This window comes from Gracilibacillus caseinilyticus (genome assembly GCF_022919115.1).
In the GTDB taxonomy this organism is placed as follows: Bacteria; Bacillota; Bacilli; order Bacillales; family Amphibacillaceae; genus Gracilibacillus; species Gracilibacillus caseinilyticus.
The window spans coordinates 1,606,593-1,622,312 of the sequence record NZ_CP095072.1 but is presented as its reverse complement, the minus strand read 5'-3'; the positions used below and the strand labels follow the sequence as shown (position 1 = coordinate 1,622,312).

Below are 15,720 nucleotides of genomic sequence, written 5' to 3'. Positions count from 1 at the left end.
CTAAGTCTCCCCTTTCCGCGAGAATCTTGAATTGATTTTCCGGGTAGATTTACGAATGTGAATATCAGGTGGTAACACTACTTTTCTCTGGCTAATAACTTGTTTTTGCTCGACCCGTTCCATAAGAAATTGAATGCCGATTTTGCCCATCTCATTTGCTGGCTGGGCAGCAACGGTAAAGAATGGGTCAAAATAAACGACAGGTTCCACTTCATCAAAACACACGACCGAAATATCCTTTGGTACCTGCAGCCCTAATTCTTTGACTGCCTTCATGACACTGATTGCTATAAAATTATTGGCGGCAAATATCGCTGTTGGACGTTTTTCCGGTTCTGACCTTATTAGTCTATCAACGATGATCTTCGCACTATCTTCCTCGATATTTCTATAATCAATTTCTGAGATGTAATGCTCATACACAGGCAGATCATTTAACTTCAACGTTTCTATATAGCCGCGCTTCCTTTCTCTTGCAGTCGAAACATTCGATGGACCATTAATTAGTGCAATATTATGGTGACCGTTGTCGATGAGGTGCTCCACAAGCTTTCGGCTGCCTTCATAGCTGTCTCCTAATACATAATCTCCTGTAAAACCTTCTATCAATCTGTCGATTAGAACTACTGGAATATGATGCCGCTTAAAACGCTCAATTTGTTCAAGTGTTTTATCACTTGTAGGAGCAATAAGTACGCCATCAACCCGTGCAGAAAGCATCATATCGATGTAATTAATTTCTTTTTCACTATCTTCATCCGTATTGCTCATTAAGACACGATAGCCCATTTGGACAGCGGCATCCTCTGCTCCTCTGGCAATCTTTGAAAAGAATGGATTCGATATATCGGTCAAAATAAGTCCCAATGTTTTTGTCTGATTCGAGATTAAGCTACGGGCAGCCGAATTCGGTATATATCCTAGTTCTTTGATCGCTATTTCCACTTTTTCTCTCGTTTTATTTCTTATATTAGGAGCATTGTTAATCACTCTTGATACGGTCATTGGTGATACATTTGCTTTTTTAGCAATATCATAGATTGTCACCATAGGCTTCTACCTCTTTTATTATTTAATTGGTATCGATAACATTCATATTCAAAAAAATAGAGTATATAACCACTCCTTCCTACTTGGAAAAACTTGTTATAAAAACATTTAATATATTTTTATTATAAAATCACAACAACATACATAAAAGTTTAGTATTAGGATTTGATTCTTTTTGATACCGATAACTGAAAACGCTATTTTATACAAGTGGTTGCAAAAGAAATTTGTTATCGGTACCAAAGATTCCAGACTATTGAAAAGAAAGGAGTATGATGATGCCAGAAAAAATACTAGAAATGAATAGTGTTCATAAATCTTTCCCCGGTGTAAAAGCATTGTCCAACGTGCAATTAGATTTAAATAAAGGAGAAGTTTTGGCGCTGGTTGGAGAGAATGGTGCAGGAAAATCAACTTTGATGAAAATACTTACCGGCATTTATCAGATGGATCAGGGCTACATCAAGTATGACGGCAAAGAGATCGCGCCATCACATACAAGGGAAGCTCAGGAACTAGGTATCAGCATGATCCACCAGGAACTAAATCTAATGCCAGATTTAACGGTTGCCGAAAATATTTTCATCGGTCGTGAACCAAGGGATCCGATGCGCTTCTTTTTAAAAAATAAAGAATTAAATCAGCAGGCTGCAGCATTGTTTGAAAAGTTAAACATCGACTTACAACCGAAAAAAAAAATCGCTGACTTAACCGTTGCCAAACAACAAATGGCCGAAATCGCCAAGGCATTATCTTTTGATTCCAAAATACTTATAATGGATGAACCTACCGCCGCCTTGACAGATAAGGAAATTGACAAATTATTCGATATCATTCACTGGTTAAAGAACGAAGGCGTGGGAATCATCTATATTTCCCATCGCATGGAAGAATTGAAGCGGATTTCAGACCGAATTACAGTCATGAGAGATGGCGAATATATCACAACGTTACCTACTAAAACAACCGAAATAAAACAGGTCGTCTCATTAATGGTAGGCAGAGAAGTAACGATTGAACCAAAAAAGTCGGACCCAAGCATCTATACAAATACCGTTCTTGAAGTGAACAATGTTAGTAATCATTATTTAAAGAACGTATCTTTTCATCTGAATAAAGGGGAAATATTAGGATTCGCAGGGTTGGTTGGCGCCGGCAGAACGGAAATTGCCAGGGCTATTTTTGGAGCAGATCCTTTTACCGGTAACATCAGGATAAATGGAAAAACTGTTTCAATTAAACAACCCGCTGATGCAGTAAAGAATGGAATAGGTTATTTATCTGAGGATAGGAAGCAATTGGGTTTATTACTAGAGATGAGTGTCCAAGACAATATCGTGCTTTCTTCTATGAAAAATTATGCTAAAGCTGCTTTTGTCCAACCTACACCTATATCTTCAGATGCTGAGAAGTATGTCACGAGATTAAAGGTAAAAACACCAAAGGTGAACCAGCCGGTAAAGCTTTTATCTGGAGGGAATCAGCAAAAGGTTGTAATCGCTAAATGGCTTCTGAAGGACTGTGATATTTTGATTTTCGATGAACCGACAAGAGGTATTGATGTCGGTGCAAAACAAGAAATCTATGACTTATTAGAAATGCTGGTAAGCACCGGTAAGTCTATTATTATGATCTCCTCAGAATTGCCCGAAATTTTACGATTGAGCGATCGTATTATCGTCATGAACGAAGGGAGCGTAACAGGAGAATTATTAAATAAGGAAGCGAATCAAGAGAATATTATGGAACTTGCCACAAGCCATCAATAAAAAAAAAGGGGTGAAAGTTAATGTCCACAGATATTGCAAATACTCACAAACCTGCTCAGAAGAAGTACTTTAAAGGATCAGGAGCGTTACAACAAATTCTTGCCTTTGCCAGTTTGATTATTTTAGTTATCTTTTTCTCTATTGCGTCAGACAATTTTCTCCATTGGTCAAACATTGAAGGGATTCTGTTATCCACTACTGTTATCGGTATCCTCGCATTAGGTACTACCTTTGTCATCATTACGGGAGGGATCGATTTATCGATCGGTACAGGGATGACATTGACGTCTGTGATGACAGGTGTATTCATTGTCTATTTAGGCTTACCTCTCTCGGTTGGCATTATCGGTGGTATTTTGTCCGGAGCATGTATTGGCTTTATTTCTGGTTTTTCGGTGTCAATTTTGCGTATTCCACCCTTTATTGCAACATTAGCAATGATGATGATTGCAGAGGGCTTGTCGCTCGTTATATCCGGAGCTTCACCGATTTATTTTAGCGATGTCGAAGGCTTCAATTCCATTGCTTTAGGTTCTATCATTCCAGGCATATCGATTCCTAATGCTATTTTAGTTTTCTTTTTTATGGTACTGATTGGATGGGTTTTATTATCAAAAACCATTGTCGGCCGGTATACCTTTGCGATCGGCAGTAATGAAGAAGCAACGAGGCTCTCGGGAATAAACGTAAAAAAGTGGAAATTGATCATTTATACGATTGCAGGGTGTTTCACAGGGGTTGCTGGTGTTATTATGGCTTCTCGTTTAAATTCTGCTCAGCCCGCTCTAGGAATGGGGTACGAATTGGAAGCGATTGCAGCTGTTGTGATTGGCGGAACTTCTTTAAGTGGTGGCAAGGGCTCACTAATTGGAACAATGATTGGTGCTCTAATCATGAGCGTTCTAACAAACGGATTGCGCATCATGTCCATCCCTCAGGAATGGCAAACAGTAGTGATTGGGTTCGTCATCTTACTTGCTGTTTACTTTGATATGTTACGGAAAAAGAATACCTAATGGAATCAACTCTTTTTAGGAGTTATTCATACAAAAAAATCTGCAAAGGGGAGTAAATCATGAAGAAGAGAATTATGTTAGCTATACTGATTGTTTTTTCATCACTTTTATTCGTGCTGGCAGCATGTGGTAATGAGGCAGAGAAGGAATCTGATGATACTGGATCTACTGGTACAGAAACGTCAGAAAATGAAAAGGCAGCAGAAGAAAATAATGAAGACTCTGACAAGCCGTATATCGCCATTATATCTAAAGGATTCCAGCATCAATTTTGGCAGGCGGTTCAACGTGGCGCTGAAAAAGCAGCAGAAGAATTCAATGTCAAAATTACGTTTGAAGGACCAGAGAATGAATCACAAGTTGATAAGCAGATGGAAATGCTTCGAGCGGTTTTGGATAAACAACCAGATGCCATCGGTTTTGCAGCATTAGATTCACAGGCATCCTCTCCATTATTGGAAGAAGCCGATGAAAAAGGGATTCCAATTATTGCTTTCGACTCTGGTGTTGATAGTGATATACCGCTAACAACAGCATCCACTGATAACTATGCAGCCGCTTCTTTAGCTGCCGATAAAATGGCTGAGTTAATTGGTGAGAAAGGTAAGATTGCTCTTGTCGTTCATGACCAGGTATCTGTTACAGGTGCCCAAAGACGTGATGGTTTTGTTGAAACAATGGAGGAGAAATATCCAGACATTGAGATTGTGGATATACAATACGGTGGTGGTGACCATTTAGAGTCAACAAACCTTGCCAAAACCATGATGCAGGCAAACCCTGATCTTGCTGGTATTTATGGTTCCAATGAAGGCTCTGCCATAGGTGTGGTTAATGCTGTAAGAGAGTTAAGTAAAGAAGAACAAGTAACGGTTATCGGCTTTGATTCAGGTAAACAACAAATTGATGCCATCAGCGATGGAGTGATGGCCGGAGCAATCACCCAAAACCCTGAAGGAATAGGCTATGAAACAGTGAAAGCGGCGGTAAGTGCCATAAATGGTGAAGAGATACCGGAAAATATTGATACAGGTTTCTATTGGTATGATCAAACGAATTTGGAAGATGAAGAGATTCAGGCGGCTGTTTATGAGTAAAATTGTATTCTAACAGCGGAGGTTAGCTTCTCCAAACTGTAATTAGCAAAATCCGTTATCCTCACGTCTTTCTTGCAATATGTAACGATTTAAGTTTGAAACGGGGGATAACGGACAATTAGTGCCATGATGAAATAAACACTGTGTATATTAAGATTAGATCGCAAGCTTACAAATCAGCATTTTCATGATATGATAAATTTTATAGATGACTATTTTCCAGAAGGAAGCAAAATACCCATGTCCATTGCAAATATGCTTTGAGAGGAAGGAAAAAGAGAAGGAAAAAAACAAACATTAGCTCAGGTGGCTATAAAATTAATTAATAAACAGGTAGATACCACCCCTGATGACCTGGAAAAAAAGTTATACAAACAGGATGAGGAAACACTAAACCAGTTAATTGATCAAGTTTTAGAATTAAAAACGATGGGAGTGTAATATAAACTGTGTAAGTAAGAAATGCGTACGGTTTCTTACTCACACAGTTTTTTGTTTGTTAGAATAATAAGTATAAAGCTAAAGGGGGGTTTTACATGGGGAAACCGAAAAGAGATCCTAACTCCGTAGAATTAGCTAACAAGATCATTGAACAGTATCAACCTGAAACAGTAGAAGATATGCAACATGCACTAAAAGACATATTTGGACCTATGTTTGAGACGATGTTAAAAGGTGAAATGGACCATCACTTAGGATATTCCTCCAATGAAAAAGGGCAAAAAAGCACGGTAAACAGACGGAATGGATATGGAAAGAAAACCATCAAAACATCCACTGGAGAAGTAGAATTAGAAGTGCCAAGAGATCGAGACGGCTCATTCGAACCACAAGTCATTCCCAAACGTCAGCGAGATGTCTCCGCCATTGAAAACAAAGTCATTGCCATGTACGCCCGTGGTATGTCTCAGAGGGATATATCCTCTACTATTGAAGATATTTATGGATTTTCTGTGTCTCATGAAATGGTATCTAACATGACGGACCATGTACTGACAGAATTAGAAGAATGGCAAACAAGACCCTTACAGCCTTGTTATCCTTTTGTCTTTGTGGACTGCCTTTACGCGACTGTTCGTAATGATTATGAAACGAAGAAATACGCAGTCTATACCATGCTTGGATACACCATCGAAGGCAAGAAAGAGATACTAGGTTTATGGCTTAATGAAACGGAAAGTAAGCATAAATGGATGCAAATCTTTGATGAGATTAAATCGAGAGGAGTAGAAGATATTTTCTTTCTCTCTATCGATGGCGTAACTGGTCTAGAAGAAGGTGCTCGTGTCATATTCCCATCCGTAACGGTCCAACGATGTATCGTTCACCTTATTCGAAATTCCCTTAAATATGTACCAAGTAAGGATTACAAACCCTTCACAGCTGCTTTACGAAAAGTATATGCCGCATCCAGCCTAAAAGCTTGTCGCAGCGCCTTTGAAAACTTTCAACAACAATGGTCTTCTTACCCTGGAGCCATTGATGTCTGGAAGCGCCATTTCTCTCATGTAGAACAGCTTTTTGATTACGGTAGTGCGATTCGTAAAATCATGTATACAACAAATGCCGTAGAAAGTGTTCACTCAAGCTATCGTAAAGTTACCCAAAAAGGAGCATTCCCAGACGAGAATGCCCTATTAAAAGTACTATATTTACGAACGAAAGAATTAGAAGATAAATGGAAAGGTGGCCATATTCAGCAATGGGCCATGGTGATGAACCAGTTGTTAATTCATGACCATCTAAAGGATCGTGTATTAAAGTATTTAGAATAACTTACACACTTTTCTTGACAAGCCCAAAACGATCGATGAAATATATACATTTGTAAAATAAACAAATAGTTGAAAGGCGCTCTTATCAAAGCGCCTCCCCCTATCTATTCCAAAATAAACACATCATACCCATCTATTTCTATTTCACCACTTAATTGCTTTCCACTAATCAAATCACGCATACTTCTCTTCAAATATACATGTTGTTTGCTATCCACAAAATTTAACAGCAGATAATAAGTCTTATCTTTTTTCTTACGTACTGCAAGCTCCACACTATCGGTAAGATCAAATTCATTACGATAATCCGTTACATTCAAATCCTCTAAAATGGCGTTCGCAACCTCGAAATCAAATACTCCACCAAAATAATAGGCGCTGCCTTTTCCATGACTTCTACGTGCCAAGGCTGGTTTGTTGGCATAATAGGCATTGCCGTAATAACCCAGGAACGCTACATCATCTTTTTCTTTGTGCAACACTTCATTGAATCCATGAACTTCGATTTTTTCCCGGCCAAACAGCTGTACTGTAGGTGCCGGTTGCAAACTGTTCAGCAATGTATAATCTTCCACTGTGACTCCGACTAGGTCTTTAATATAACCAGGAAAAGCCATCATATATGGCTGACCTGTTTTGTCCTTGTATCCTGTGCGGCAGCCAAAGACTATCTTACCACCTTGTACCACATATTCCTCCAGCAATGCAGCTGTTTTTTCTGTCAATATAGCAGCATGTGGATACACTAGTACTTGATATTTTGCTAATTCTTCAAGCGTTGTTGTTTCACGCAGATCATAAATATCTACTGGAATATGATTATATTGGAAGGCTTTGAACCATGCCTCTTTGCTCTTACTTAGAAATGAACCATACCAAACATCCTCTTCTCCATCCCATTCATTATCATAATCAGTCAAAATGCCCACATTGGCTTCGTAGCTAGCACCAATTAAATCGTTTCCAATCTTCTGAATTTCTTGACTTATTTGCTCAATCTCAGCAATTCGGCGATTAGGTAAATTATGATAATCATTGATGCCATGCCAGTAAATTTCAGAACCTTTCGTCGCTGTTCTCCAACGGAAATAGAGGATCATATCTGCACCATGGGCAAGGGACTGATACGTCCACAATCGTAATTGACCTGGTTTAGGAGTGGGCTGCTCAATACGATTGACCCAGCCACCAGGACCTGCCTGTTGTTCAAATATCGCAAAAGGACCACCAAGACTTCTTACTGTACTTAAGTTGAGACTCCATTTACGATCCTGTAATGGCTTAACGGAGGTATCCTCGATAATTTTATTAAAATTCGGATAAGAATCATATGCATAGAAATCTAATATATCCTGCGTCAATTTGTGATTATCCAAATGTCCGAACATACCATTCGTTGTTACCCACTGCTGCTTGGTATAGCTGCGAATAATATCTGCCTGCATTTTGGCAAAGGCTATGGTACTATCCGAAATAAAGCGTTTTTCGTCCAGCGCGTGATGTGGATTTTGTGAATCATTGACAGTTGGTCTTGTTAAATAGACCTGATTCCAATCCGTGTACGTTTGATTCCAAAACACAGTACCCCAAGCTTCATTTAACGCATCCAAGGATTGATATTTCTCCTGCAGCCATTGGCGAAATTTTTCATGGTCAGCATCCGAATAAAACACGCTAATCTCACAATTTATTTCATTATCAATTTGCCAGCCAACGACATTTTTATTATTATGGTAATGCTTTGCCATTTTCGTTACGATTCTTGCAGACAGTTTACGATATTTATCAGAGTTATAATTATAATGACGGCGAGAGCCATGACGATAAGTGATACCACCCTGAGAAACATTTAAAACTTCCGGATACTTTTCTGTTAACCAGACAGGAGGTGTTGCAGTAGGTGTACCAAGAATTACTTTCAAGTCATACTTTCCAGCTAGATTGATCGCTTTATCAAATAAACTAAAGTCAAATTCTCCTTCACTGGGCTCAAATATTGTCCAGGCAAACTCCGCCATTCTGACATAACGAAAGCCTAACGCTTTCATTCTTTCGAAATCGCTTTCCCATAAGTCATCTGACCAATGTTCCGGGTAGTAACAGACTCCTAGTGTAATTGCTGATTCGTTAATAATGTCTTTCATACTTGATGCTCCTTTTCGTTAGTAAGTGAATACTATATTATCATTATTCTTTAACAGAACCACCTAATATGCCAGAAACAAAATGCTTCTGCAAGAATAAGAATACGACCATAATTGGCAATACCGAAATAGCTGTCCCTAGCATTAATTGCCCGTAATCGACTGAATTCAATCCTGCTAACGTTGATAAAGCAACAGGTAATGTATACTTATCACTTGATGTCATGACAATTAGGGGCCACATAAAATTATTCCATTGATGTGTGAATAAAAAAATGCCCACTGCAGCTAGTGCCGGCTTCATGGTTGGTAATGCTAATTTAAAAAAGATGCTGATCTCCCCTGCGCCATCAATTCTAGCTGCTTCAATCATAGAATCTGGGATACCCTTCATATTCTGTCTGATTAAGAAGATCGCAAATGGATAACAGATTTGCGGCAAAATAACAGCTTGATAAGTATTAATCCAGTCCAATGCACCAAAGATTTGAAAGAGCGGAATGATGGTTGCCTGGTAAGGAATCATCATCGCCAATAAGAAGCTAGAAAAAATCACATTACTTCCTTTAAACTTAAATTTTGCAAATGCATAGCCAGCTGCCGAACAAACAAGCAAACTAGCTCCAACAAAAAAAACAGCTATCAAGGCAGAGTTGAACAAAGCTTTGAGAATTGGAATAGCTTCGCTTAAGTTCTTGAGATTTTCAATCAGATAATTTCCAGGTACGATCGTGGGAGGAAAGCTTAACACTTCACCTGATGGATTCGTCGCTCCTACAATCATCCAATAAAAAGGCCCTAAAGAAATCACAACACCTACAATCAGAATAAAATGCAATAATGATTTTTTTACATAGATATTATTCATTATTCTTTCACCACCTTAAATTGAAGCCACGATAGCACAGCAATAAACAACACAATCACATATGCAATAGCAGATGCATAACCAAAATCAAAATAGCCAAAACCTTGGTTATATAAATAATAGGTGATCGTCAGCGTGGCATTATTAGGTCCCCCACCTGTTAAGTTATACGGTTCATCAAATAACTGAAACGATCCGATCGTGGATAACACAAAACAAAATAACAAAACAGGCTTTAACTGCGGAATCGTAATATGAAAAAACTTTTTGATACTGCTTGCTCCATCAATACTGGCTGCTTCGTATAGATCATTAGAAATGTTCTGCAATCCAGCAAGCAGAATGACCATGTTGTATCCAGTCCATCGCCACGTGGTTACCATAATTAACGAAATCTTTGCCCAAATCCCATCACTCAGCCACGGAACACGTTCCATCCCTAACGATGTCAAAATATAATTGACAAGACCATAATCAGTATTTAAGAGCAAGATAAATATAATCGACGCAGCTACCAATGAAGTAACGGCAGGTGTAAAAAAAGAAACTCGATAGAATCCTCTGATATTTAAAAGTTTTGATTGTAACAACACTGCCAAGATAACAGCAAGAAATAACATAATAGGCACCTGCACAAGCAAAATAATAAACGTATTACCCAAAGCTTTATAGAAAACAGGATCGCTAAATAATCGAATATAATTATCCAACCCAGTAAACGAATACACACCACTAATCCTGGTCTGAAAGCTTAATAAGAATGATGCGATAATCGGATAAACCGTAAAAGTCAGAAACAATAATAATGCAGGAAAAACGAAAATATATGGTGCCGTTTTAGGAGTAATAAATCCTTTTTTCGTTTTGCTTGCTTCTAACCTTTTTGTGGTACTGGTCATGTTCATCCCTCTCTTCCTTAGAGATTTCACCTTGCTTATGCAAGCACATAAGCAAGGTATTCTTATTTATTCTGTCGTTTCCTTCCCCGTTTGCTGTACTGCCTGTTTCTCCCCATCCGTCAACATATCCATCGCGGGCTTATCATCTAACAAAAAGGCTTCTATTTCACTACCCATAACCGATCGCACCTCTAGTTCAGCACCATCATGATTGACGGCAGGAATTTCCGGAACAATATCAGCAAATTTTTTGAAGAAAGGCTGATTATTAAAATATTCCTGTTCCTCAGAGAAAACCGGCTCCTCATATGCCGCTGTTAAAGCTGGAAACAGTCCTCTATTTGTCAATGCTTTAATCTGCGAATCTACATCGGTCGTAGCAAATTCTGCAAACACATATGCTGCCGCTTTATTATCAGATTCAGAAGGGATAGCCAACGCAGAGCCACCATCATTGGAAGCACGGGTTCCTCCTTCTTCAAAGGCTGGAAGCTTGAACATATCCCATTTTCCAGCAAGTTCAGGCATTTGCTCAATCATCGTACCACTCCACCAAACTGCACCTGGATGTGTCGCCACTTCCCCATTCTTCATGGCTGCCACTTGCCCATCCCAGTTATTTGTATAAGTAATTAAATCATTATCTTTCATCTGCTGTAATACATTTGCGGCTTTTTCCCCAGCTTCGGATGTTATATCTAAGTTACCTTCCTCATCAAAATAATAGCTGCCTTGCTGTTGCATCATAATTCTTAATATACCGTCTCCCTCCGTACCTAAAAAGTATTTGCCGGTTTGCTCTACTACCTTTTTACCAGCTGCAATATAGTCATCCCATGTTTTAATACTTACGGGATCGACTCCCGCCTCTTCAAAAATATCCGTACGGTACAGGACTGCAACTGGCCCCAAATCTCGAGGCATTGCTATAATATTTCCATCGCTATCTTTTAATCCTGATATTTTCGCTTCTGCAAATTTATCTTCATGCTCGTCATAGCCTAACGCACTTAAATTCGTAAATGCATCTGGAAATTGTTCGGTAAAAGAATGAATCCGATTATTCTCCACTTGAACAACGTCTGGTAATCCGCTTCCCCCACTGGATAATCCAGCGCTTACCTTTTGATACACTTGATCGACTCCAATATGTTCAATCGTTACGTTGACATTGGGATATTTCTCTTCAAATGCTGGAAGCACATCTTTTTCCAAGTAGTTTGCCTCCAAGGCCCAAGCCCAAACAGTAACATCTCCTTCTACGTCTTCCGGATTATCCGGAATCGATACATCTGCTGCACTTTCCCCCGTACCACCACATGCTGTCAAAATTAAAACCATTACAGTAATAAGAAAAACAGTACAATAATGTTTCTTCATCACTAATCACCCCTTGGTTTTTGTACGTTACTATTTAAGTAACTTGCGACTAGTATAAGACAGCCAAACAATGAATAATGGTATATATAGTACTAATTTGGTATTTATTCATTTTTATTGTTTGCGCTTACATCAATATTGTCTGGAGGGTAAATTATGTTCGATACATTCATCACAGATAAAGAAACACTTTTGCATACGGCCTATGAAACGATGGGCATTCCTATTATGATCATCAATGACCAAAGTAAGTTTAATTGCATACCAGAAAACTTTCCGCTAAATCCGCTTTTCTCAGAAATTCGGGGTTTTATTGAAACTATTTGTCTTCTCAGGCAACAGAGCAGCTTGATTGAAACAGACTACTCTGAAAAAATAGTTAGTATACCTTTTGATCATCACAACGAAAAGGGGTGGCTGATTATTGGCCCGACTGTTTATCCCGAGCCCAAAAGCATCGCCATCGAACAGTTACTTTCTCATTTGCAAAAAAAGTACCTTCTAGACGAAATGGAGGATTATTACTTATCACTGCCTGTCATCGATCGAACCAAGTTACTTAAAAGTAGTAATTTAATTTATTATTTATTATTCCATGAACAAATAAGCCTGGATCAGCAACTGCCTGTATTAGATGAGGATATAAACGGTGAGAAAATGCCAAAACATATTCAATATATTGATCAGAAAAGACAAAACGCATCTTTTCACCATGATCCGTTACTGGAAAGGAAATGTTACCAGTTTGTTGAAGATGGTAATATTTCCGAAGTTATACCTTATTTTAAAGCATTTACAACTAGACCTGATTTCGAACATGCTATTCTTTCCACAAGAAGTGAATTACGAAATCAACAAAACTTAACTATCGCCCTTGTTACCCAGGCTACACGGGCAGCAATCCGAGGAGGTGTTCACCCTGAGATTGCTTATTCATTAGGAGATGCATTCATTCAGCAATCCGAAGGGCTCACTACTCCCGATCGCGTCATAAAATTAAAAGAAGAAATTATGTATGAATTTGCGGCAAAAGTGGCAAAAAGCAAAAAACTGAAATACACCAAAGTAATCAGTCAATGTCAGGCACATATATACAAACATTTATACGACAAAGAACTTGGATTAGCTAAACTAGCAGAAGACATGAAGATAAATAAAAAATACTTGTCCAATTTATTTAAGAAAGAAGTAGGTATTTCTATCAGTTCTTATATTCAAAAAGTAAAGATCGATGAAGCCAAAAAGCTCATGTTTTATTCCGACTATACTCTCATTCAAATTTGCAGTTTGTTAAATTTTTCTGACCAAAGCTATTTTACAAAAATCTTTAAAAAACATACCAAAATGACCCCACGACAATTCTTGCAAAAACCTTTAATATAGTAAGATAAGCGTAAGCACCTAGTGAGTTTGCCAGCCGATGATGACTTTCGCACATGTCTGGACACGGCCATTCATCTTAAATATAGGTACAAATCCTTTCCTTTTTATGCTTTCTTATAGTGCATGTTCAAAAAGGAGGACAAATAGCGCAAAGACCTTCAAGATGGCGTAGCTTATGGTACCGGAATGTATGCTTATCATTACATGAGGAACGGAGAAGCAAGCCAACGCAGAAGTCCACCGCGTTTTTCCCGGACTTTTTGAACATCCTCTTAGTAAAAAAGCTATTCCGCAACTACGGAATAGCTTTTCACTCTGGTTATTTTTGAAGTGGCTTCTTCCAAAATCCGATCATTAAAGCTGAAATAACTGCTCCAATTAGAATAGCAAGCAGATACAACCAGCCACTTCCTTCTACTGCCGGAATAACAAACACGCCACCATGCGGAGCTGGTAATCCTACGCCAAACAGCATCGATAATCCACCAGCAACGGAAGAACCTACTACTATCGAAGGAATAACACGTCCAGGATCTGCGGCGGCAAACGGAATCGCTCCTTCGGTGATAAAAAATCCACCTAAGGCATAATTGGTTTTTCCAGCGTCTTGTTCTTCTTTGGTAAATTTATTACGGAAAAAGGTTGTTGCCAGTGCAAGGGCTAATGGTGGTACCATACCACCTGCCATTACCGCTGCATGCGGGCCTAAGTTGCCAGCCTCGATCATGGCAATCCCAAACGTAAAAGCCGTTTTGTTAATAGGTCCACCCATATCCACCGCCATCATTCCACCTAAAATCAGTCCAAGTAATAAGGCGTTAGCTCCAGTTAATCCACCAAGCCAAGATTCCAGTCCTGACATAATGGAGGCCATTGGTTCAATCAGTACATACATAATGAGTCCGGTAATAAAGATGTTCATCACAGGATAGAAAAGGATCGTTTTAATCCCGTCAAATGATTTCGGCAAGCCTTTAAGCAGTCGTTTTACAAGTAATGCGACATAACCACCTAAGAAACCTGCAACCAAACCACCTAAAAATCCTGCATTACCGCTCGATGCCATAAAACCACCGATCATCGCTGGTGCAAAACCAGGTCTATCCGCAATACTCATCCCGATAAAGCCAGCTAAGACAGCGACCATTAAGCCAAAGCCATATTCACCGCCAATCGCCTTCAAAGCGGCGGCAAATTCATTATATTGTTCATGCCCCTGTTCAGCTGAATGAATACCAAAGAAAAAGGAAATCGCAATGAGTACACCGCCACCAACGACGAACGGAAGCATATTGGAAACACCATTCATCAAGTGCTTATAAAATCCTGATCCGCTGCCTCCTGAGCTTGAACTTTCACTACTGCCCTCACTTTGGTAGACAGGTGCCTCTCCATTTAATGCCGTTTGAATTAACTCTTCAGGCTTTCTAATCCCATCTGTAACTGCTTTTTGTAAAACTTGTTTTCCAGCAAAACGGTCCATTTCTACTTTTGTATCAGAGGCAACAATAATCGCCTTTGCCTGCTCAATTTCTTCTGCGGTCAAACGGTTTTTGACACCATCTGAACCATTAGTCTCTACTTTTATCGAGACACCTAACACTTTTGCTTTATCTTTTAATGCATCTGCAGCCATATACGTATGCGCAATTCCAGTCGGACAACCAGTAACTGCTAAAATCTCTGGCCCTTTTTCTTGGCTAGAGATGTTATTGGCTGTATCATCTTCACCCAATTTTTCTTGTTCCTTTGCATCTACTACTTTTATAATTTCATCTCTGGAATTAGCTTCCATTAATTGGATGCGAAAACTTTCATCCATTAACAACGTCGATAATCTTGATAGAGTTTGCAAATGATCATTATTGGCACCTTCACTTGCGGCAATCATAAAAAACAAATGACTTAGCTGACCATCTAATGAATCATAATCCATTCCTTGCTTGGATCTGGCAAAAGCAATCGCCGGCTTAGAGACCGCTTTTGTCTTGGCATGTGGAATTGCAACATGATCACCAATCCCGGTACTTGTCTGGTTTTCACGATCCCAAATTGCCTGTGTGAACTGTTGCTGGTCATTTAAATAATGATTGTTGCCAAGCTGGTTTGCTAACTCATCAATAATCTGCTCTTTCGTCTCTGCTTCTGCGTCTAGAATAATCAGCTCTTTACGGAGCAGTTCTGTAATTCTCATCCATTATTCATCCTTTCTTGATGCAAATTTTATAAAGTGAGACTTCAATCAGTGGGGATTTTGACTCCCACTGATTGCTAGCGAAACTTATCAGGAAGTTATCGTCCGTTTATCCCCCACTTCGCTTCCTATTTATCTCTCTCAT

General features: G+C 39.0%; 12 protein-coding genes. 6 read left to right on the top strand and 6 right to left on the bottom strand.

Translation table 11 applies throughout. From position 1 onward, the window contains the following. Window positions 1-1,050, bottom strand: a complete 1,050-nt coding sequence (locus MUN88_RS07820) for a LacI family DNA-binding transcriptional regulator (protein WP_244723030.1) — start codon at window positions 1,048-1,050, stop codon at window positions 1-3. A 278-nt stretch (window positions 1,051-1,328) separates the two neighbouring features. Between MUN88_RS07820 and MUN88_RS07815 the strand changes: the two genes are divergently transcribed. The 5 genes from MUN88_RS07815 (at window position 1,329) to MUN88_RS07800 (ending at window position 6,707) form a co-directional block, all read left to right on the top strand. Beyond that, window positions 1,329-2,819 (top strand): sugar ABC transporter ATP-binding protein, encoded by a 1,491-nt coding sequence (locus MUN88_RS07815; protein WP_244724386.1) that lies wholly within the window; start codon window positions 1,329-1,331, stop codon window positions 2,817-2,819. A 20-nt stretch (window positions 2,820-2,839) separates the two neighbouring features. After that, the gene (locus MUN88_RS07810) at window positions 2,840-3,835 is read left to right on the top strand and encodes an ABC transporter permease (protein ID WP_244723022.1); all 996 of its coding nucleotides are present in this window, start codon (window positions 2,840-2,842) and stop codon (window positions 3,833-3,835) included. Between the two features lie 59 nt (window positions 3,836-3,894). Further along, window positions 3,895-4,932: an ABC transporter substrate-binding protein gene (locus MUN88_RS07805; protein WP_244723020.1), complete on the top strand. Its 1,038-nt coding sequence runs from the start codon at window positions 3,895-3,897 to the stop codon at window positions 4,930-4,932. Between the two features lie 306 nt (window positions 4,933-5,238). Then, window positions 5,239-5,373, top strand: a complete 135-nt coding sequence (locus MUN88_RS21660) for a hypothetical protein (RefSeq protein ID WP_256463982.1) — start codon at window positions 5,239-5,241, stop codon at window positions 5,371-5,373. A gap of 95 nt (window positions 5,374-5,468) precedes the next feature. After that, the gene (locus MUN88_RS07800) at window positions 5,469-6,707 is read left to right on the top strand and encodes an IS256 family transposase (RefSeq protein WP_244719327.1); all 1,239 of its coding nucleotides are present in this window, start codon (window positions 5,469-5,471) and stop codon (window positions 6,705-6,707) included. A gap of 104 nt (window positions 6,708-6,811) precedes the next feature. Here MUN88_RS07800 and MUN88_RS07795 read toward each other — a convergent pair whose 3' ends face one another. The 4 genes from MUN88_RS07795 to MUN88_RS07780 all read right to left on the bottom strand — a co-directional run bounded on the left by MUN88_RS07795 (window position 6,812) and on the right by MUN88_RS07780 (window position 11,998). Further along, window positions 6,812-8,851: a beta-galactosidase gene (locus MUN88_RS07795; protein WP_244723018.1), complete on the bottom strand. Its 2,040-nt coding sequence runs from the start codon at window positions 8,849-8,851 to the stop codon at window positions 6,812-6,814. Between the two features lie 43 nt (window positions 8,852-8,894). After that, window positions 8,895-9,719, bottom strand: a complete 825-nt coding sequence (locus MUN88_RS07790) for a carbohydrate ABC transporter permease (RefSeq protein WP_244723016.1) — start codon at window positions 9,717-9,719, stop codon at window positions 8,895-8,897. Beyond that, on the bottom strand, window positions 9,719-10,618 hold the full coding sequence (locus MUN88_RS07785) for a carbohydrate ABC transporter permease (protein ID WP_244723014.1): 900 nt from the start codon (window positions 10,616-10,618) through the stop codon (window positions 9,719-9,721). Before MUN88_RS07785 ends, MUN88_RS07790 begins: the two co-directional genes overlap by 1 nt. A 66-nt stretch (window positions 10,619-10,684) precedes the next feature. Beyond that, the gene (locus MUN88_RS07780) at window positions 10,685-11,998 is read right to left on the bottom strand and encodes an ABC transporter substrate-binding protein (protein WP_244723012.1); all 1,314 of its coding nucleotides are present in this window, start codon (window positions 11,996-11,998) and stop codon (window positions 10,685-10,687) included. Between the two features lie 156 nt (window positions 11,999-12,154). Here MUN88_RS07780 and MUN88_RS07775 point away from each other — a divergent pair, with 156 nt between their 5' ends. Continuing rightward, on the top strand, window positions 12,155-13,381 hold the full coding sequence (locus tag MUN88_RS07775; protein WP_244723010.1) for a helix-turn-helix domain-containing protein: 1,227 nt from the start codon (window positions 12,155-12,157) through the stop codon (window positions 13,379-13,381). 319 nt (window positions 13,382-13,700) lie between these two features. Here MUN88_RS07775 and MUN88_RS07770 read toward each other — a convergent pair whose 3' ends face one another. Further along, entirely contained in the window at window positions 13,701-15,575 is a 1,875-nt protein-coding gene (locus MUN88_RS07770) for a PTS fructose transporter subunit IIABC (protein WP_244723008.1), read from the bottom strand. Between the last annotated feature and the right edge of the window lie 145 nt (window positions 15,576-15,720).

Bases quoted from the DNA above. Each gene is read 5' to 3' on its own strand.
- MUN88_RS07780 (WP_244723012.1), bottom strand. From the start codon at position 11,998: ATGAAGAAACATTATTGTACTGTTTTTCTTATTACTGTAATGGTTTTA.
- MUN88_RS07770 (WP_244723008.1), bottom strand. From the start codon at position 15,575: ATGAGAATTACAGAACTGCTCCGTAAAGAGCTGATTATTCTAGACGCA.
- MUN88_RS07820 (WP_244723030.1), bottom strand. From the start codon at position 1,050: ATGGTGACAATCTATGATATTGCTAAAAAAGCAAATGTATCACCAATG.
- MUN88_RS07795 (WP_244723018.1), bottom strand. From the start codon at position 8,851: ATGAAAGACATTATTAACGAATCAGCAATTACACTAGGAGTCTGTTAC.
- MUN88_RS07775 (WP_244723010.1), top strand. From the start codon at position 12,155: ATGTTCGATACATTCATCACAGATAAAGAAACACTTTTGCATACGGCC.
- MUN88_RS07805 (WP_244723020.1), top strand. From the start codon at position 3,895: ATGAAGAAGAGAATTATGTTAGCTATACTGATTGTTTTTTCATCACTT.
- MUN88_RS07800 (WP_244719327.1), top strand. From the start codon at position 5,469: ATGGGGAAACCGAAAAGAGATCCTAACTCCGTAGAATTAGCTAACAAG.
- MUN88_RS07790 (WP_244723016.1), bottom strand. From the start codon at position 9,719: ATGAATAATATCTATGTAAAAAAATCATTATTGCATTTTATTCTGATT.
- MUN88_RS07810 (WP_244723022.1), top strand. From the start codon at position 2,840: ATGTCCACAGATATTGCAAATACTCACAAACCTGCTCAGAAGAAGTAC.
- MUN88_RS07785 (WP_244723014.1), bottom strand. From the start codon at position 10,618: ATGACCAGTACCACAAAAAGGTTAGAAGCAAGCAAAACGAAAAAAGGA.
- MUN88_RS07815 (WP_244724386.1), top strand. From the start codon at position 1,329: ATGCCAGAAAAAATACTAGAAATGAATAGTGTTCATAAATCTTTCCCC.